This is a genomic window from Bacillus sp. SDLI1 (assembly GCF_001553895.1).
GTDB lineage: Bacteria > Bacillota > Bacilli > Bacillales > Bacillaceae > Bacillus > Bacillus siamensis.
In genome coordinates this window covers 3,132,631-3,150,473 of record NZ_CP013950.1, presented here as the reverse complement: position 1 = coordinate 3,150,473, position 17,843 = coordinate 3,132,631, and the positions used below count along the sequence as shown (strand labels likewise).

The window sequence follows — 17,843 nt, the reverse complement described above, 5'->3', positions numbered from 1 at the left end:
CTCAATCATTGTTCCCAAAAAATTCCCCTGCATTTTTTTGATTGACTTAAGTCTCTTTCAAAAATCTCAACAATGGCAGGTAACAGTTTATCCGGAACTCCTATTAAACTAGCTTCCCCACACGCTAACTTTGTAAGTACAAGTGGATTTTCCATAAGATAATGTACGATATCTTGCTTCACTGTAATTTCCTCCATTAAAGTTCTAACATTATATTTAAATCTTTTATACTTGTCGTAATTTCTTCCTCGTACATTTTAATTAACATTGAAACATACTGGCTAACTCCTGCATCAAATAGCAGGTCTTCAAAGCTTTTTTTATTATCAATGAGGAATGAATGATAACTTGCTTCTGCATTCATTAAATCCAAGATTTTTTCTGAAGCAGCATTAAATCTTCGTTTTAGATACAACAGAATTAATGTTTTTCTTCCCTTTCTGATATCACTACGATTTTTATTAAAAAGACCATAATAATCATTTTCAATCTGTTTAACAATTCCAATTTTATAGGAATAATTCTCAATTTCTTCGTTAAACTCCCCATTTGCAAGCATTGTTCCTAATACAGCTGACATTGCAGTAAGCGAGCCTGATTTTTGTTTAATCATTTGAAGACATTCGTCTTCAGTTTCGGGGAAATTTTCGAGGTCATTATGCTGACCTTGCATTGCATTTAAAGCATATTTCATAGCGAGCCGGGGAAAATCGGAGTTCGTTTTAAGCTCACAAATAACTTGAAGACTTATTGAATAAAGAGAAGTGGCTGCATTTAAAGAGATAGATTGATCTATCTTCATCCATTCCTTATCCAAGTTATCTTCATCCTCTATATCGTCAAGAATATCAAAAGCTAAAATTAACAATTCAATTCCTGAAGCTAATAACGTAATATCCGAATAATGTTTACCATCGAAAGCCACATAATGCTTAAATGCAAGAGCGCCAAAAGCAAAATGATTTTTTTCATTTATAAAAGTCTGAAGGGTGTCTTTTAAATGTGGATTATTTATTTTCTCCTCCACAATCCCCTTCATCTTCTCTTTAATCGTTTCGGCATCTAAACACATTTGCTCAATAATTGTCTTCACCCTCCCATTCTATTTTACTAAATGCAGGTGATGAAAGACAGCAGGTTTTTCGTTTTTTAACAATCGTATAATACTTTATCCATGAAATGGGTGAAAAATGCACAAAAAAAAGACTTGTTTCCAAGTCTTTTTAAGAAATTTTCATTGCATATGAGAATTTATCGAGCTGATCAATGCTTTTGTTAATGTTTCGTAAAGAGTCGGTTGTTTCTCTGATATCATTTTCAAGTCGGAATAATAATTGCTTTACTTCTTCTAATTTCTTTTCCACCGTTTCCACACTCCTTTTTTTGAAAGATCAATGAATTGTGTATGGTGAACGAGTCCTAGGTATTTGATCTGTTACTAATAGTGTAAACGTTTTTGCGGGATTTTTCACCGAAAAGTATGTGTAAAAGTATCTGCGTGACACCGCAAACCTCGATAATCCTATAGTCCCGAACAGAGCGTTTAACGAACAGGACTATATAACTACGATAAAGGCAGACGTTTGGGATGAAGCAGATCAATTTTGTGGTTCTGCTGTGTTTTTAACGGTTTTCCGACAAACCGACAAGGACTATAGTCCCCGTCGTCGCAATTTCAAAACAGAATGGGCGAACAGCGTCGCATATCCACCGACAAACACCGAAAAGACCGCAACCCCCGCATTGTGGTTTTTTTGCATGTCATAACTCGTTATCACGCGGCCTATACTCATATATAACGAATGTGATCTCAGGAAGGAGGCCGCCGCATGCATTATGTGTATCTATGCTGCCCTGTTTTCGCCGCGCCGTACCGCAATCCTGCGCCTAGCCCCCAGGCTTCCGCAAATATTTTGACAACGTCCGCAAAAGACGCTGCGGGCATGCTGGAGGATGCCCGTCTGCTTCTTGCGCGGCTGTCGGCGTCAAAAGAGCTTGCGCGCCGCATCCTCACCGCAGCGGAATCATCTGACGCCGCAGCGGTCAAGCGGCTCATTAAGCAGACCGGCATCAAAAATGACTTTGACGTGACATTTAATCCCGACGGCATCCGCGTCAGTCTGATCAGGGAGCAAAGCCGGTTCATCATCGCCCTCAGGTGGTCAGCTTAAAGCATCAATCCACGATCAGCTGCCGGCACCATTCAATTGCCTGCAAGTAACATTCATACGCTGCTTCTTTGTCCAGTTCTTTTCTCCATTCGTCACAGTCCCAATTGTTGCATTCAATGGCTTTGACGAGCCCGAGCACCTTATAATAATCGTTTTCATAACCGAGCAGCGCCTGTCCGACTTCATCAATTAAAGGCAGTTCTTTAACGATATCCTCCAGCTCCCTGTGGAGAAGCGTATCGATAAGTGAAAACATGCCGATCAGCATGTAGGAAGCGGGCTGCGGTCTTCCGGTCCTTTTCGCAAGCAGTTCGCACAGCTTGGCCCTGATTAAGGAAATCTTAATGATTTCTTTTTGGCTTGAGTGGCTTTTCGCCGTTAAATCTCTGAATGAAAGAATGTAAATCAAGCGCTTAATCTCATTCAGCCCAAGCATCATGATGGCCTGCCGGATGCTGTCTATCTTTTTTTTCAGCCTTGTCTGCGATCCGTTTAAAAAACGCAGAATCTGATACGATAATGTAACGTCCCGTTCTATGTATTCCGTCACGCGCTCTATATTGGGCTGGTCTTGGTTTAATTCGTTTAATAACTGGTAGTAAGAATGAAAATGAAACGTCAGATCATTCCCGCTGATGACACGCGGTTCACTGAAAAAATATCCTTGAAACAGGTGAAAGCCGTCTATGGCCGCCTGTTTGTAATCTTTTCTTGTCTCCACTTTTTCCGCTAAATAAATCAGGCTTTTGCAGCTGTACGTCTGAATGATTTTTTTGCGTTCCAGACGCGAGGATTGCAAAAAGTCGATTTTTAAAATATCAATATATTTCATCAGCTGTTCCAATAATTCTTCATTTTCCTGATTGATGGCGTAAAAATCATCAAGTGCTAATGTATATCCTAATTTCTTCAGCTGTCTGCATCTTGAGATCAGAGCCGGAGTGATCGGTATGTCCTCAAGAATTTCGATAATGAGCTGGTCAGGATCAAAGGAGGTAGGGAGATCTGAAAACATCAGGCTTTCTGTAAAATTCACAAAGCAGCGTTTTCCCTCAGTCAGCTTTTCGATTCCGATGTTGATAAAGCTGTTAATAATGAGATCAGTCGTAGCTTTATCTCCGTCTGCGGCCGAATAACGGTTCTCTTCGCTCTCCCGGTAAAGAAGTTCATAAGCAACAACCTGTTCATTCCTGTTGAAGATAGGCTGTCTCGCAACAAACACCTTCATTCATTTACCCCCTTAGATGCGGCCTTCGAACATAAGTATATCAAATAATTTGACGAAATTTGTCTAAATGTGAAAAATATTATCGCAAACAAAAAGCCTTTCCAGAGAAAGGAAAGGCTGCTTTGTCTTCTATTCAAGCTCCCGTTTCAGCTTGCTTTTGATCTCATGAATCCGCTGCATCTTGTTGCTCCAGCAGTCTTCGCTTAAATCAACCGGATATTCTTCCGGCTTGCTGATCCGTTTGTATTCCTCCCACAAAAGTTTGAGGTTATCCTGCACGTATTGCTGGATGTCGGTAATTTCGGGATTATCATAGCATAAAACGCCGTTTTCAAAAATCGGCTCATGCAGATCTTTCGCATAGAAATCAGTGACGAATTTGCTGACGAACGTGTGAACGGGATGGAACATTTTTAACCGTTTCTGGTCATTTACCCGCTCGTCATAAAGAGCGATATAATCCCCTTCCGAGTGGTGGTTCAGCTTGTTGATAATCCGGTATACTTTCTTTCTTCCCGGTGTTGTCACTTTTTCAGGGTTCGACGAAATCTTGATGGTGTCGGTCAGTTTGCCGTCCTCTTCAATGGCGACAAGCTTGTAAACCGCGCCGAGGGCCGGCTGATCGTATGCGGTAATCAGCTTTGTGCCGATTCCCCATGTATCGATTTTCGCTCCCTGCGATTTCAGATTTAATATCGTGTGCTCATCAAGGTCGCTTGAAGCAATGACCTTCGCGTCTTTGAAACCCGCTTCATCAAGCATTTCACGCGCTTTTTTTGACAGGTACGCCAAGTCCCCGCTGTCTAAGCGGATGCCGATGAAGTTGATCCGGTCGCCGAATTCTTTTGCGACTTTAATTGCATTCGGCATGCCTGAACGGATCGTATCGTACGTATCGACGAGGAACACGCAGTCTCTGTGCGTCTCCGCATATTTCTTAAAAGCCGTGTACTCATCGCGGTACGCTTGCACGAGTGCATGAGCGTGCGTGCCGGATACCGGTATATTAAAACGCTTTCCGGCTCTTACATTACTCGTCGCGCTGAAGCCGCCGATCAGAGCCGCTCTCGCTCCCCACATAGCCGCATCCATTTCATGGGCGCGCCGCGTTCCGAATTCAAGGGCGTCTTCATCACCGACTACGCCTTTAATGCGGGCCGCTTTCGTGGCGATTAATGTTTGGTAATTCACAATGTTAAGCAGAGCCGTCTCAATCAGCTGCGCTTCAATGAGAGGCGCTTCGACCCGCATAATCGGTTCGTTGTTAAAGACGAGCTCTCCTTCTTTCATGCTGTAAAGAGATCCGGTAAATGACAGATTTCGCAAATAATCAATGAAATCATCAGCATAGTGCAATTCCGTTTTTAAATAGTTCAGATCGCTGTCAGTAAACTTGAAGTTCTCCAAGTATTCGATTGCTTTTTCTAAGCCCGCAAATACCGCATAGCCGTTTTCAAAAGGAAGCTTTCTGAAAAAAAGCTCAAAAATCGCTTTTTTCTCATGAATGCCGTCTCTCCAGTACGTTTCGGCCATATTAATTTGATAAAGATCTGTATGTAAAGACAAACTGTCGTCTTTAAAACCATGCTCCACCAAAATTGTTTTCCCCTTCCTTACTCTGCCACTTGCGCTCCGATGCTGTTCTTAAAATGGGACAGCGCCCATTCATGCCCTTCCGGATTAAAGCTTGCCACAGCGTTTTGATGAATGACGATCTGAAAGCCCTTGTTGTAGGCGTCAACCGCCGTGTGAAGAACGCAGATGTCGGTGCACAGGCCTGCAAGATGCAGTTCAGTGATCTGCCGTTCCCGCAGTTTCAGCTCTAAATCCGTTCCAGCAAAAGCAGAATATCTCGATTTTTCCATGTAGCTTACGTTTTTTGCGTGTTTATGTTTCTCATAAAGAGGCGAGAGCTTTCCGTAAAGCTCTTTGCCCTCCGTGCCGTTGATATTATGCGGAGGAAACAGGCGTGTTTCCGGATGAAAGTCATCGTTTTCATCATGTGAATCTACCGCAAAGACAACGTAATCACCATTTTCTATAAATGCTTGCGTCAAACTGACAATCTTATCCTCAATTTGCCTTGCGGGTTCTCCGCAGGTTAAGGCTCCGTTCTCTGCTGCAAAATCATTCGTATAATCAATGCAAATAAATGCTTTTTTCATAGCCGGCCTCCCCGCCATTCATATGAAAACCATTATAACCTATCTCCACCTGTAAGTGAATTGGCAATATAAAATGACACTTGCTCTACTAAGATTTCAGGAGTGAGCGCTTGAAAATGTCATCCTGAACGTAAATGCCTTTAAGGTTCACGGCATAATCGGCGGCAAATACCAGGCCGAGCGGCGTTTCGAATTGAAGATCCGAGATCACGGAGCTTCGGACACCTTCCAGTGCGGCAAGCTTCATATAGGGTGAATAAGCATGATACGGGAGCCTTCCGTTTATATAGAGCACCGCGTCTTTTCGTTTTTTCAGCGCCTGTTTCACTTCTTCATACGGCTTCTTTTGCAGCACCTGCCCTTTCGTCAGGGCAATGATGACCCGTTCACGCAGCGAGCCTAAAAATAAATGCCGTTCATCCGGTTTCGTCTGCAGAGGGCCGTACATACCCTGCTGTAAATAAAGGTCAACCGTTTTGTCGCTCATCGGCCTTCCCTCCTCAGCTTGTTTTACAATTATCGCCCCGGACGGGACGCGGTAAACCGTCTTCGTTACATTTCAGCCGCCCAATGGGAGATCTTGCCTGCGAGCTCTCCGGCGGGCTCTTCATCCATCAGCTTGCTGAATGATTGTAAAAGCCGCTGCGCCAGCGCCTTTTTCTCTTCCTCATAGGAAATGATCGTGCTCCACTCAAGTTCAGGAACGGCTACGAGGGTATGCTGTTCTTTTTTATTTTCATGCAGATACACGTCGCCGATCATTCCGGACTGAACGGTAATATTCGCTTTTCTGATTTTCATAAAAATTCCCCTTTTATAAAAGACTGATTCTATTATACTACAAAAAAGCGACAGCCTCCTAAAAGGAGGCTGTCACGCGTTAAACCAATCAGGTTCGTCAAACAGATCGATGTCTTCAAAGAGCGTTTTGCTGTATTTATTATTGATTTTGGTAAAATCTCCGGAATGAAACGCCCCTGCCCCCGCGCCTGAGTGGTCAACGGCTTTGGGAGAAATGGCGAACACGTCACCGAAGCTCGCCGCAGCGTCTCCGGCTAAGCTCATAATATAAATCGGTCCCACAATTGCAGGCATACCCACACCTCCGCTTTTCTTTACAGCAGTTTATGCGCTGCGTCTGGAGTTGTGCCCGTTTTTATTTCGGCTTGCGGCTGTCTTCGTGCTTTAACCGCTGACGAAGTTTGATAAGCCGGACGATATTTAAGACGAAGGCTTTTAAGACCGCGTACACCGGCACGGCCAGAATCATTGCGAGAATGCCTCCAAAACTGCCCGCTCCGATAAGCAGAAGAATAATGGTGAGCGGATGGGTATTGAGCCGCTTCCCGATAACAAGCGGAGAAAGCAGGTTTCCGTCAAGCTGCTGGACGACAACGACAACAATCACGGCAAACAGCGCCTTAGCCGGAGAATCCATAAACGCGATAATGACCGCGGGCGCCGCCCCGAGAAACGGTCCCAGGTACGGAATGATATTGGTGACGGCGATCACCATCCCGAGAATTAACGCATACGGCAGGCCTATGATCCAATAACCGATAAAGCATGCCGTTCCGACAAAGAGACAAATCAGCAGCTGGCCTTGGAAATATGCGGCCAATGTGACGTATAAGTCGTTAAATATTTTCCGGCCCTCCGCCCGGTAGGAAGAAGGCAGAATTTTAACCGCCAAAAGCGGAAAACGCCGGCCGTCCTTCAGCATATAAAACAGAATGAACGGAACGGTGATGACGACAAGCGTAATATTCGTAACGACGCCGAACACGGCCGACAGGCTTGCGGTAATATTTCGCGGAAGACTTTGTAAAAACCCCGTCAGAGACTGCCGGATTTTTTCTATCGACACATAATCCTGCGTCATCATCCACGTGAACCATTTGGAATGGGATAATTGTGTAATCAAGCTTTGAATCTGATTAATGTAATCAGGGAAATTGTTAATCAGCCCCGTGACCTGAGAAGCCACGATCGGTCCGATTGCGGTGAACATAAAGGCGATCAGCCCGATGAAAACGAGATAAATGAGCAGGATCGCCAATGTCCGGGGGATTTTTTTCTCAAGCAGGCGGACGATCGGATTAAAAATGAAAAACAAAATGCCTGAGATCAAAATCGGAAAAAACAGAGTGGTGATGAAACCGAAAAACGGCTGAAAAATAAACGAGACTTTCGTTGATACGTAAATAATGAGCAAAACGAGCAAAATTTGCAGCGTCCAAAAATGGACCTTTGATTTCAACAAGCGGTTTCCTCCTATTGTCATGTGAACTTGTACTGTGATTGTACCAAAAAAAGCCGCCGTGCATCTATGTATCTCAAAAAGAAGACGCACCGGGGTTCTGTAAGGGCCGCCTCCGGTCTGCGCCTTATATGGGCTGTTACACACGTTCGGTATAATCAGGCATGACAGAAACCACATGGCGGTTCCTGATATATAATACGCGGTCATGGGTTTCTTCAATAGCGATATGATCCGGAGCGGCATCAATCAGCCGTCCCCTGACAATCCGTCTGACGGTTTGAATGATAAACCTTGAGCCGATAAGCTTATGGATGGTCTGATAAACGTAAGGATCTACTAACGAGACGAGTTGCGTGCTTCCTTGATGGGCCATTTTCGCTGATCCCCTTTACTATGTTTTCCTTCAACATATGCGGCGGACAAAGGCTTTGACACAGTACGTCTATCGGAGCGGAAAAGGAGTTAGTGAGATGCGGGGTTATGTAAAGCGGAAAAGGCCGCATGAGTGGCCTAGACTGAGCTTCTTATGGGATATTGGGCTTGGTCAATTAACTGATCAAGCTTTTGGATTTGTTTGAGCGCGGCCGTGTGATCCATTTGGCGGTAATGATGATGTCCGCCAGGTTCTTCATCGAGTTCGTCCGCTTGTTTCACGATTTGCTGGAGCGTATTCTTGTCCAGTTCACCTTCAGGCAGATAGGAATCGGTGTGGAGCAGAATCGCCAGCGCAATGTCTTTCGCCGCTTTCGGTTCTTCACCGAGCCGGATGAGCAGCTTATGCGCCCGTTCCGCGCCTTTTATGGCATGGATATCGTTTCTTCTGTACTTTTCATAATCCCATTTGCCGTCTGTGTACCATTCGTAATGGCCGACATCATGCAGTAAAGCCGCTTTCGCCGCAAGATCGGGGCTGACACCCGCTTTTACGGCAAGACGGTATGCATGAAACGCGCAGGCAATCGCATGGGCGACACCGGAACGCTGTAAATACTTTTGTGCGATTGGATGGGTGAAGACATCCATTAACGTTACATTTCTCATGGAAACCCCTCCTTAATTATATTTTTAGAATCCTAACATAAATCGAGAAGAAACTCAATTCATCTGATACATTTCTTATACCCCTTACACGGTGTTTCATTCATGATATGCCGCCGGGCGCCGAAGTGATTGTACAAACAAAAAAAGAGCAGCGTAAAAGCTGCTCTACAAAAACTCTTTGATATCGTATATCCGTCCGTTTTCCGGCTCGCCCGCGATCAGTGAGTGAATGACGCCGGCGATGTATTCAGGACTTCTGAGGTTTTTCGTTTCTTTCAGATTGCGGAACCGCTCGATGTCATGGAAATCTTCTTTTGACGAAGAACGGATGACGGCCTGCATGTCTGTATCCATCACTCCCGGCGAGAATGATATCATGCGGACCGGCAGCTCTTCATCTTCCTGTTCAAATCCGAATGTTCTCGTAAACATATCAAGGCCCGCTTTTGAGCTGCAATACGCACTCCATCCTTTATAGGCATTTTTCGCAGCGCCAGATGTGATGTTGACAATTGTTTTGCTGCCGCTGAACGCTTCGAAACGCTTTGTGAACATTTGGCTGAGCAAAACGGGCGCCGTCAGATTAAGGGTGTAGTGGCGGTTCAATTCTTCCGCGGAAGCCTCTTTCGCCCGCTTGATCGGTTCCACCATGCCGGCATTATTGATCAGTGTGACGGCGGAATACCGCTTCTTCTCAGCTTGATCTAGAATCGCCTTCATCTGCCGCTCTGTATCTGCCAGATCGGTTAAATCAACACTGTATTCTGTCAGTCCCTCACGCTTTTCCCCGCTTATCGTTCTTGAAAGCGCGGCGACTTCGGCTCCTTCTTGCAGCGCCTGTTCCGTCAGCGCCCGTCCCAATCCTTTTGACGCGCCTGTTATAAGAAAAAACTGCATGAAACTCCTCCTTTTTTTCTTATTTTACGGGCTGTCTTCCCGCAAACACAAGCGATCCGTTTACCGCTTTGCCTTTTCCTGCGCCGTGACCTTCGGAATCAGATAGATCATTGCCGCGATGCCGAGGAGGATCAAGACGGCATAAATGACAGGCAGCAGAAAGGAAGTCTTTTTCTCATCCGTTTCCATGTCTGCTGAGGTATGCCGCACCGCAGGCTCGGCAAATGTGATACCCAGTTTTTTCGATTGCGCTTTGATCGTATTCGGCTCCGTTTCTGACGATGTAAACAAATTTGATATCAGTTTTTCATCCGGGTTTTCTGCCGGCTGATCGAACGTGATGTCCTTCTGCTCTTTCGGAAGCGCCGTTTTTTCCTCGGAATAGGCATCGTCATGAAGATAATCTGTACGAATTTCAATGTCTTTCTTTTCATATTCATTCGGCTTGACATCAGTATTGTCCTCATTCGCGGCTGCGGCTTGCGGAAGGAAAAGGAAAAAGGAGAGAGCAAACAGCAAAACGCCTTTTTCCACGATTGTGTTACGCCTCATAAGACTGATCACTTTCCTCCGTTTTTTCCGCAAGCAGCCGAATGATGAGCGGAAGCGCCGCCGCAATCAGCGTAATGATCGCAAGAACCGTTATCCCCATCGCAAACAGATGGCCCGTTCCGTATTGAATATCGATATACACTTTCGATACCGGGCTGTCAAAGCTGAAGTTCGGCATAATCAGGTCGATCAAAGGCGCCACATAAAAGAGAATGAGCGCTGATGAAGCGATCCATCCGGTGATTGAGCCAAAGACAAAGGCTGCCCGGATGAAAGCTGAACTCGCCGCAAGCAGGAGAATCGTAAAGACTGACCATTTAATCGTCTGATCGTCCGGAAGCGAGTAGATATTCAGACCGAACAGACTGATCATCAGTCCGACCATTATGTTTAAAATCCCAAAGAGCGCGCCTTTGACAAGAAGCGGCGCCTGCTGATAATACGAGCTGAAATAGCCGATCAGAAGACTGCTGATCAGAACGATTACCAAAATGACGACCGGCGGAACATTCTGAGCCCGGTCTTCCGGCACCTCTCCGCTGATTTTAAGCGGATTGGCAAGATAATCATAAACATATCCGTTTTCCTGTCCGTCAACGAGCGCGTTCCCTAAAATGCCGTACACGTCATTTCTGATCAATTTCGTGGAATCGACGTTTTTGCCCCAGTTGCTGTTCAGGGTGTCCGCTTTATGCTGGACGTCATTTACGCTTTGCTGCATATTGTCGGTATAGCTGATGATGCCGGACTGGCGTTCTGACAGATGGCCCATCGTGTCAGACATTTGCAGCACTTCGCGGCCGACGGTATCCTGAGCGCCGAGCGCCATCGTTCCGGTTAATCCGTCTCCGCTGAATGCGGCCGCTTCCTGCACAGCGCCTTCAGCCAGCTGATCGGATGCTTTAGCCGCGCTGTCTGAAATGCTGGCGAGCTCATTGAGCACTTCGGCTTGTTCATCTCTGATATACGAGCTGTAGTTATCCGAGAATTCGGTCATGCCTTTAATGAAATGGCTGATGTCTTCATCTGTCTGCATCTTATTGTTTTTCAGGTTTTCCCAGCTTGCCGTTTCTTCCGGTTTGATGGCGAGAACGGTTTGGACTTCGCCTTGCTTGCCGGTAATTGCCTTACTTTTAGCTTCACTATCAATCGTACCAAATAGAGTAGAATCATATGCAGATAAATATCTGTAATAATTCAGTAAATCATTGATATCGAATGTATTGATGTCTTTCACAAATTGCAATTGGTCTTTATTTTCCAACCTTATAATAGCTTCCTTTATGCCATTAAAATCCTCTTTCCTTTTTGCCTTTAGCGTCTTTAAATCTTTATTAAGATCTTTTACTTGATTAATCAGTTCCTCAATTTGACTATTGAGTTTATCTATCTGTATTTGAATTTCTTTAAGCTTGTTTTCCAACTTTTCGTTATGCGTATTTTCTTTTTCTCTCAGTTCCTCTTCAATTTGTTGAATACGTTGTGAGACTTGAATAAGCTGCTCTTTAGCTCTTTTAATATCTGAATCCTCTGCAGGCTGTTCCTCATTTTTGTCTTCAGTTTCACTCTCATTAGCCGGTTTGGCCAACTCAATTGATTGAGAAGCTACAGTTTTTTCAGCACCCGAGCTATCTATATGCTCCATTTCAGTATCTTCGGGATGCTCCTGAGTTTGACCATCTGACTGACCATCACCATTTTGTCCGTCACCATCAGTTTGATTTCCAGAGTTTGTTTCTTCCTCTTCATCTTCTTTAGGAGTATCTGGATCGGCCTCTTCTTTAAGGGTATCCGAAATGTTTTTAACTTGCGCTGCAATTTCTTTTAACTCATCACGCTGGTCTTGTAATTCTAATTTAAGATTATCTTTATCTTCTTGATCCTGATCTTTATTTTTATCTTGATCTTGATTACTATCCTCAGGACTTTCCGTCTCAGGCCTTTCTGCAACAGTTAATTTTTCACGAGCCGGTATTAAATCCATAAGAAGGCTGTTTAATTTATTTAGTTTAGCCTCGTTTTGGTAGTCATTAATTAAGTTGCTTTGTATAAGACCCATCCCGTGTTCCTGATCAGGCACCTGTGCTTCTCTCACCTGCTGGGCGGCAAACAGAGCCGCTCCTGTCTGGTCGAGCTGTGTCTGCGCCTGGTTTATGCCTGAAGACAGCCCGCTCATCATGGCGCTGAACTGATTGGCGGCCTGCTGTGCTTTAATGGCGTTCAGACCTGTTGTGATTTGCTTTTGATTTTGTTCCTGCGCGGCCATCAGCAGTTTTTTCTGATTTTCCTGATATTGTTTATAGCGTTCAACCGTATCGGCAAAGTCTTTGAGCGTGTTTTTGGCTTCATCTGCCGAAGTCAATTTTTCTTTTGCCGCGCCTTGTGCTTCATTCATTGATTTTTTCAGTTCGTCAATCAGGTCTTTTTGCCGTTTGATTTCACCCGCCAAGTCATTTGAGCTCGGCTTGTAAAAGTTGTACATGACGTTTTGAAATTCTGATTCTTTATTGACGATCTTGTCAAAATCGCCTCTGACATTGTTCACTTTTTGTGAGACGAAATTCCAATACAATGCCGACATTTTTTTATTCATTGATTTTTGGGCGTCTTCAAGCTCACGCTGCACTTTTTCTTTGTTGACGGCGTTCAGGCTGCTTTGAATATTGAATGTCAGCGTGGCTTTTTGCGGACGCTCTTTGTCATAGCTTAAAATGTCTTTTGAAAAATCGGATGGAATGTAAACGACGGCGTCATACTTCTTAGCCGCCAGACCGTTTTCAGCCGCGCTCCTGTTGACAACCGTCCAGGAATAATCCGGACGGCCGCCGAGAGCCGCCGCCACTTCTTTTCCGAAATGGACGGATTCCTGCCCCTCATTTTCATCTGTTTGTAAGCCCATGTCTTCATTCACGACTGCGATTTGGCGGGTGGCATTGATTTTTTGTTTTCCCGGGTCATCGCCGATAAATCGGAAAAACAGCACCGGCAGCACCAGAATGATAACGACCGCGGCTATTAATTTGATCAGGCTTTTTCGTTGTTCTGTCATCTGACGGCCTCCCTTTCCGCTGAACATAGAGGTATTTGGATTTTTTGTTCCTTCCCGTTTTCAACCAAATAGCCGAAGCCCGGCTGAATATCCGGTTCCTGCCTTTGGTAAGGCAGCGGAATGACGTTTTGTTCGGATTTTTTCACAAGCAGCATCGCGTGGCGGATCTGTTTCATTTCCGTCGTTAAGGAATCATAGCCTTTTGAGAATTCGCTGTGATTGCCCGCCGGGATGAAACTGAAGCCGACATGCGCGTAAGATTTCATAAACATCGCCAGCTTGTCCTGAATGGCGGTGTCGATTGTCTGCTGGAATCTTGTAATGCCGTCGGCCATTAACACGATCGGAGAGAAACTGAGTTTGTGCACATCACCATTTTTAACGGCCTGTGCATACTGGGCTTCACGCTCCGTGAATATGGCTTCAGCCGATTCGATCCACTGCTGTATGTCTTCTTTTGTGTCCAGATAACTGACCTTTGTTTCCTGCGCATATTGCGACAGTCCGCGGTCAATTGAGTCAAATAGTCCGATCTGTTCCGTTCCTTCACGCAGCAGGTGATTCAGCATGACTTTCAGGATATTTGTTTTTCCACGCTGTGTCTGTCCTAAAATGAGGCAATGTTTATATTTACCCAGATCAAAGTACACGGGGCTGACCTTTTCCTCATGCAGCCCGACAGGAATTCGGAACGGTTCCTGACCCGGTTCGAGACGGAGCGAAAATTCGCCGGCCGTCAGCATGTCCGGGAGCATCGGAATCGGTTTTGGACCGGCCGTTCCGGCATGGCGAACAGCTAAAGCTTTGACATCGTCTTTCAGCGCTTGGAACATCTCGAGGTCATTTTCCGCTTCTGCCGGAAGAAACATTTGCGCGAAATAGAGTTCTTCTTTTTGGATCATGACGCGGCCCGGAATCGGTTCGAGACTGAACGGCGGACGCCCGTAAATGGAGTATCCTTCTGACTGATCCATTAAATAATGAACGACTTTCGTTTTTAAGTTGTTTAACAGCGACTGGCGGACGGCGTTTACCCTCGTTGCGGTCAGCAGGAAGTAAATGCCTAAGCTTTGCCCGTCGCGTGAAATCTGGATGAACTCCGTTTCCAATTCATGCATTTCGTCTTTGACGATATCGAAATTATCAATTGTGATAAAAATGAACGGCAGCTCTTCTTCACTGAGTGAATTGTACATTTTAATATGGCTGACTTCTTTTTCTCTGAACAGCCGTTTCCGCCGCTCGATTTCTTCCTTGATGCGGATCATGAATTTTTCAATCTTTCTCATTTGATCCATTAAGAAATAATCTGCGGTGTGCGGAAGCTTTGCCAATGGCAGAAGCGTTCCGTTGCCGAAATCAAAGATATACATGTGAAGCTCTTGTGGCGTGTACCCTTCCGCGAAGTTCATCAGGAACGTGATGGCAGAAACTGACTTTCCGTAGCCGGATGAGCCGAAAATACCGATGTTGCCGTCATCCATCATCGTATAAGCGAGAGGCGCCTGTCTTTGCTGATCAGGCTCATCCACGCAGGCGATGAAGAAGCGGTCTTTTTCCTTCGCAGGATAAAGCGTGCGCGGAATACGTTCGGCAAGCGGCGGCAGCCAAGGGCTCGGCAGCTTTTCAATGCCCATTTCTTTTTGAATCCGCTCGATTTCTTCGACTACGGCCTCTATTTCTGCCGGGGCGTCTTTTTTCGCCGCATCATCCGCATCGACCTCAGACAGCGGAATTAGGCCGGTATCGGTAACAATGGCAATGTCATCCTCGGTGCCGTATACATCTTCCATGTAAGGGGCGCCGCTCCAGGCAGACTGGAACTGCTCATACACTTCATTATTTCCGACTTGCAAATAGCCGCGTCCGGTGACGGTAATATTCGCCGCATCACTGTTTTTCAGGATTTCTTTACTGTCGCTTGCATCCTGCACTTTCAGCGCGACCTTAAAGCGTGAGTTGCTCCATATCTGGTCGTCAATGATGCCGCCCGGCTTTTGCGTGGCGAGGATTAAATGCACACCGAGGCTCCGCCCGATGCGCGCCGCGCTGACAAGCTCCCTGATAAAGTCAGGCTCTTCGCTTTTGAGCTCGGCGAATTCATCTGAAATCAAAAACAGGTGCGGCATCGGAATATCCGTTTCTCCCTGTTTATACAGTTTTGTATAGTCATTGATGTGATTGACGCGGTATTGATCAAACAGCCGCTGCCGTTTTTTCAGCTCGCTTTTGATGGAGGCAAGCGCCCTGATACTGAAGTTTCTGCTTCCTTCGATGTTCGTGATGGTTCCGAGAAGGTGCGGCATCTTGCGGAACGGCTGCGCCATTCCTCCGCCCTTATAGTCAATCAGCAAAAACGCCGCTTCATGCGGGTGGAAATGAACGGCCAATGACAGAATATAAGTTTGCAGAAATTCACTTTTCCCGGAGCCGGTCGTTCCCGCCAGCAATCCGTGCGGCCCGTGGGCTTTTTCATGCAGGTTTAAATACACGATATCGTCTTTTCCCTTGTAGCCGATCGGAACAGCCAGCGATTTAGCAGACTCACTTGTCTCCCACTTCTGCCTGATGCCGATTTCTTTTACTTCCTTCGCATGAAACAGTTCCAAAAATGAGACCGTTTCAGGAATGGAATTCGTCATCCCGACCTGATGGTGCAATGTCCGAAGCGTCCGGGAAAACCGCTCGTTGTCTGTCCGTTCATGCCTGTCCAGCTTAAACGGGATCTGCACCGCTTTTTTCTTCTGAATGAGAATGTCGCCCTCATCCTCATTAATGTAGCGGACGAGGGTGTGAATGTTTTCTGCCAGGCTTTCCTTCGTTTCCGCGGCGATGATCGCCGAGATGCCGAGATGCTCATGCCGGCCTTCGATATATTCTAAAATGACGTGCTCTGCAATCTGCTGCTGATTTGTGATGACAAAAACAAAATGCGGCTGGAAGATCTTTTTTTCTTTCTCGTCTTCCAAATCCCGCTCCCGCAGCAGCTCATAAATGGACGATAACAATTGATCGCGCGTCTGTTCATTGTAAATAAACCCTTTCGCATACATATGAGGCAGCTGAAATTGCGGCAGCCACTTCATCCATTCCCAATCCTTATATTCCTCTTCATGAAAGATAAAGACAAACCGCAGGTCATGGTAGCTGTTGAAGAAAGCGAGCTGGCCGATCAGCTGATGAATTTCATTTTTGACGATCTGGGGTTTCCCGACGAGCCCCATCGGCCCTTCTTGTAAATCAACGGTCACGGGCGCATGGCGGATATCTTTATACACACGCTGCATGTGCTGCGACTGCTCCATCAAATCATCGACATCCCGGTTCGCCAGGTCTCCGCCGCTCATCGAAATCTCGTAGCTTGCCGGAACCGTGCCCGTTCCGAGCCGGAGCATCAGGAAATCTCTGCTTTCCAGCGATTTCTCCCAAATGCGGCCGCTGATTTCAGAGGTTAAATACTTCATTTTTTCAAACGGGGGAAAGTGATGCGTCAGCACTTGCAATTGCTTTTCCGAAAGCGTCTGAAGCTCTTTCCGTTTGTTTTCTAAATACTGCTTATACACACGCTCCCGCTTTTCCTCCCGTTTTTTCCGCTGCGTTTTTTCTCGGAAATACTGCACGGTGGACGTAATGAGCGTCATCATAAACATCGCCAAAGAGACGAGGATGAAAATGCCCCTCGGCTGTATAATGGCGACAACCCCCATTACAATCAGCATGACCACAGGAGGCAGAATGACGAGCCACAGCCCCCGGTTATTCTGTTCGCTTTCCTGCGAAGGGAAACTGAATGACACGCGGTCTTCGGGAAGATCGTAGACCATCCGCGGCGTTCTTCGATATTGCGGGTATTTCTTTTTCATTTCGGTGCTTGGCTTTATCGTTTTGATTAAGCTGCTTTGAAACGGTTCGTGATGAATGACTTCTAAAAGGTCGTCCTCGGTCAGCCTCACACGCAGAAAATTCCACAGCAGCTCATCTCCCGTCCGAAGCTTTTCAGGAGCTTTTGTGAGCTCTCCGTTCAGATAAATTTCCCGGCCGCCAGGAACAACAGACCAGCTTCCTCCCGCTTTTCGCAGATAAAAATCGCCTGTTTGAGCGGACGACGGCTCTTTGTATATATCCGCTTCCTCTGTTTCTGATGAGAAAACGATCTCGTCCTTCCCGCCGATAAAGTAAACGGAGGATTCTTCCTGATCAGGAGTGAGAAGAAGCCGCAGCGTCTCTTCTTCAATCCGGCAGGACATTTCATTTCCTATTGTCAATTCGCCGGCACAGTTATTTCCCAGGAAAACTTCGTAACGATCTGTTTCCTTACGATAAAGGGTTGCGGCAGGTTGCCGTAACGGCAGTGTGCCGAACGTGATCGTATCCTTCATTTCCGGGCCGATCGTAATCGGCTGAGACTGCGGGAGTTCAGACAGCTGAATCTTTTGTACGTGCTCCCGGTAAAAGACCCATAACAGACTCATATGGC

The 17,843-nt window shown here is 46.0% G+C and carries 17 protein-coding genes; 1 reads left to right on the top strand and 16 read right to left on the bottom strand.

Features of this window, described 5'->3' with window-relative positions:
• Positions 1 to 5: 5 nt before the first annotated feature.
• From comX to degQ, 3 genes are all read right to left on the bottom strand, one after another.
• A complete protein-coding gene (gene comX, locus AUL54_RS15310) occupies positions 6 to 182 on the bottom strand; it encodes a competence pheromone ComX (protein ID WP_044052947.1) in 177 nt (58 codons plus the stop codon).
• A gap of 14 nt (positions 183 to 196) precedes the next feature.
• Entirely contained in the window at positions 197 to 1,072 is an 876-nt protein-coding gene (locus AUL54_RS15305) for a polyprenyl synthetase family protein (protein ID WP_060965112.1), read from the bottom strand.
• Between the two features lie 151 nt (positions 1,073 to 1,223).
• On the bottom strand, positions 1,224 to 1,364 hold the full coding sequence (gene degQ / locus AUL54_RS15300; protein WP_013353398.1) for a degradation enzyme regulation protein DegQ: 141 nt from the start codon (positions 1,362 to 1,364) through the stop codon (positions 1,224 to 1,226).
• A 465-nt stretch (positions 1,365 to 1,829) separates the two neighbouring features.
• Here degQ and AUL54_RS15295 point away from each other — a divergent pair, with 465 nt between their 5' ends.
• Positions 1,830 to 2,171 carry a YuzC family spore coat inner layer protein gene (locus AUL54_RS15295; RefSeq protein ID WP_060964421.1) on the top strand — a complete coding sequence of 114 codons (342 nt, stop codon included), beginning with the start codon at positions 1,830 to 1,832 and terminating at the stop codon, positions 2,169 to 2,171.
• A 4-nt stretch (positions 2,172 to 2,175) separates the two neighbouring features.
• On the opposite strand, the gene AUL54_RS15290 is transcribed toward AUL54_RS15295, so the two are convergent.
• The 13 genes from AUL54_RS15290 to essC form a co-directional block, all read right to left on the bottom strand.
• Positions 2,176 to 3,399: an EAL and HDOD domain-containing protein gene (locus AUL54_RS15290; protein WP_060964420.1), complete on the bottom strand. Its 1,224-nt coding sequence runs from the start codon at positions 3,397 to 3,399 to the stop codon at positions 2,176 to 2,178.
• A 129-nt stretch (positions 3,400 to 3,528) separates the two neighbouring features.
• Positions 3,529 to 4,995 (bottom strand): nicotinate phosphoribosyltransferase, encoded by a 1,467-nt coding sequence (locus AUL54_RS15285; RefSeq protein WP_101605399.1) that lies wholly within the window; start codon positions 4,993 to 4,995, stop codon positions 3,529 to 3,531.
• Between the two features lie 17 nt (positions 4,996 to 5,012).
• On the bottom strand, positions 5,013 to 5,564 hold the full coding sequence (locus AUL54_RS15280) for a cysteine hydrolase family protein (protein WP_060964419.1): 552 nt from the start codon (positions 5,562 to 5,564) through the stop codon (positions 5,013 to 5,015).
• Between the two features lie 88 nt (positions 5,565 to 5,652).
• A complete protein-coding gene (locus AUL54_RS15275; protein WP_060964418.1) occupies positions 5,653 to 6,051 on the bottom strand; it encodes a YueI family protein in 399 nt (132 codons plus the stop codon).
• A gap of 65 nt (positions 6,052 to 6,116) precedes the next feature.
• Complete coding sequence (locus AUL54_RS15270; RefSeq protein WP_047476977.1) at positions 6,117 to 6,365, bottom strand: YueH family protein; 249 nt, start codon at positions 6,363 to 6,365, stop codon at positions 6,117 to 6,119.
• Between the two features lie 72 nt (positions 6,366 to 6,437).
• On the bottom strand, positions 6,438 to 6,659 hold the full coding sequence (locus AUL54_RS15265) for a spore germination protein (RefSeq protein ID WP_060964417.1): 222 nt from the start codon (positions 6,657 to 6,659) through the stop codon (positions 6,438 to 6,440).
• 61 nt (positions 6,660 to 6,720) lie between these two features.
• Complete coding sequence (locus AUL54_RS15260) at positions 6,721 to 7,827, bottom strand: AI-2E family transporter (RefSeq protein ID WP_060964416.1); 1,107 nt, start codon at positions 7,825 to 7,827, stop codon at positions 6,721 to 6,723.
• A gap of 136 nt (positions 7,828 to 7,963) precedes the next feature.
• Positions 7,964 to 8,200, bottom strand: a complete 237-nt coding sequence (locus AUL54_RS15255; protein ID WP_060964415.1) for a DUF2642 domain-containing protein — start codon at positions 8,198 to 8,200, stop codon at positions 7,964 to 7,966.
• Between the two features lie 137 nt (positions 8,201 to 8,337).
• Positions 8,338 to 8,868 carry an HD domain-containing protein gene (locus tag AUL54_RS15250; protein WP_007613450.1) on the bottom strand — a complete coding sequence of 177 codons (531 nt, stop codon included), beginning with the start codon at positions 8,866 to 8,868 and terminating at the stop codon, positions 8,338 to 8,340.
• Positions 8,869 to 9,033: 165 nt separating this feature from the next.
• The gene (locus AUL54_RS15245; RefSeq protein WP_060964414.1) at positions 9,034 to 9,765 is read right to left on the bottom strand and encodes a (S)-benzoin forming benzil reductase; all 732 of its coding nucleotides are present in this window, start codon (positions 9,763 to 9,765) and stop codon (positions 9,034 to 9,036) included.
• Positions 9,766 to 9,825: 60 nt separating this feature from the next.
• Positions 9,826 to 10,299, bottom strand: a complete 474-nt coding sequence (essA, locus tag AUL54_RS15240; RefSeq protein ID WP_082761682.1) for a type VII secretion protein EssA — start codon at positions 10,297 to 10,299, stop codon at positions 9,826 to 9,828.
• Between the two features lie 7 nt (positions 10,300 to 10,306).
• Complete coding sequence (esaA, locus tag AUL54_RS15235; RefSeq protein ID WP_060964412.1) at positions 10,307 to 13,366, bottom strand: type VII secretion protein EsaA; 3,060 nt, start codon at positions 13,364 to 13,366, stop codon at positions 10,307 to 10,309.
• Positions 13,363 to 17,838: a type VII secretion protein EssC gene (gene essC / locus AUL54_RS15230; RefSeq protein ID WP_060964411.1), complete on the bottom strand. Its 4,476-nt coding sequence runs from the start codon at positions 17,836 to 17,838 to the stop codon at positions 13,363 to 13,365. Before essC ends, esaA begins: the two co-directional genes overlap by 4 nt.
• Between the last annotated feature and the right edge of the window lie 5 nt (positions 17,839 to 17,843).

Excerpts from the sequence above, each read along its gene's own strand:
- AUL54_RS15305 (WP_060965112.1), bottom strand. The coding sequence starts at position 1,072 with ATGTGTTTAGATGCCGAAACGATTAAAGAGAAGATGAAGGGGATTGTG.
- AUL54_RS15295 (WP_060964421.1), top strand. The coding sequence starts at position 1,830 with ATGCATTATGTGTATCTATGCTGCCCTGTTTTCGCCGCGCCGTACCGC.
- AUL54_RS15290 (WP_060964420.1), bottom strand. The coding sequence starts at position 3,399 with ATGAAGGTGTTTGTTGCGAGACAGCCTATCTTCAACAGGAATGAACAG.
- AUL54_RS15280 (WP_060964419.1), bottom strand. The coding sequence starts at position 5,564 with ATGAAAAAAGCATTTATTTGCATTGATTATACGAATGATTTTGCAGCA.
- AUL54_RS15275 (WP_060964418.1), bottom strand. The coding sequence starts at position 6,051 with ATGAGCGACAAAACGGTTGACCTTTATTTACAGCAGGGTATGTACGGC.
- AUL54_RS15270 (WP_047476977.1), bottom strand. The coding sequence starts at position 6,365 with ATGAAAATCAGAAAAGCGAATATTACCGTTCAGTCCGGAATGATCGGC.
- AUL54_RS15265 (WP_060964417.1), bottom strand. The coding sequence starts at position 6,659 with ATGCCTGCAATTGTGGGACCGATTTATATTATGAGCTTAGCCGGAGAC.
- AUL54_RS15255 (WP_060964415.1), bottom strand. The coding sequence starts at position 8,200 with ATGGCCCATCAAGGAAGCACGCAACTCGTCTCGTTAGTAGATCCTTAC.
- AUL54_RS15250 (WP_007613450.1), bottom strand. The coding sequence starts at position 8,868 with ATGAGAAATGTAACGTTAATGGATGTCTTCACCCATCCAATCGCACAA.
- AUL54_RS15245 (WP_060964414.1), bottom strand. The coding sequence starts at position 9,765 with ATGCAGTTTTTTCTTATAACAGGCGCGTCAAAAGGATTGGGACGGGCG.
- esaA (WP_060964412.1), bottom strand. The coding sequence starts at position 13,366 with ATGACAGAACAACGAAAAAGCCTGATCAAATTAATAGCCGCGGTCGTT.
- essC (WP_060964411.1), bottom strand. The coding sequence starts at position 17,838 with ATGAGTCTGTTATGGGTCTTTTACCGGGAGCACGTACAAAAGATTCAG.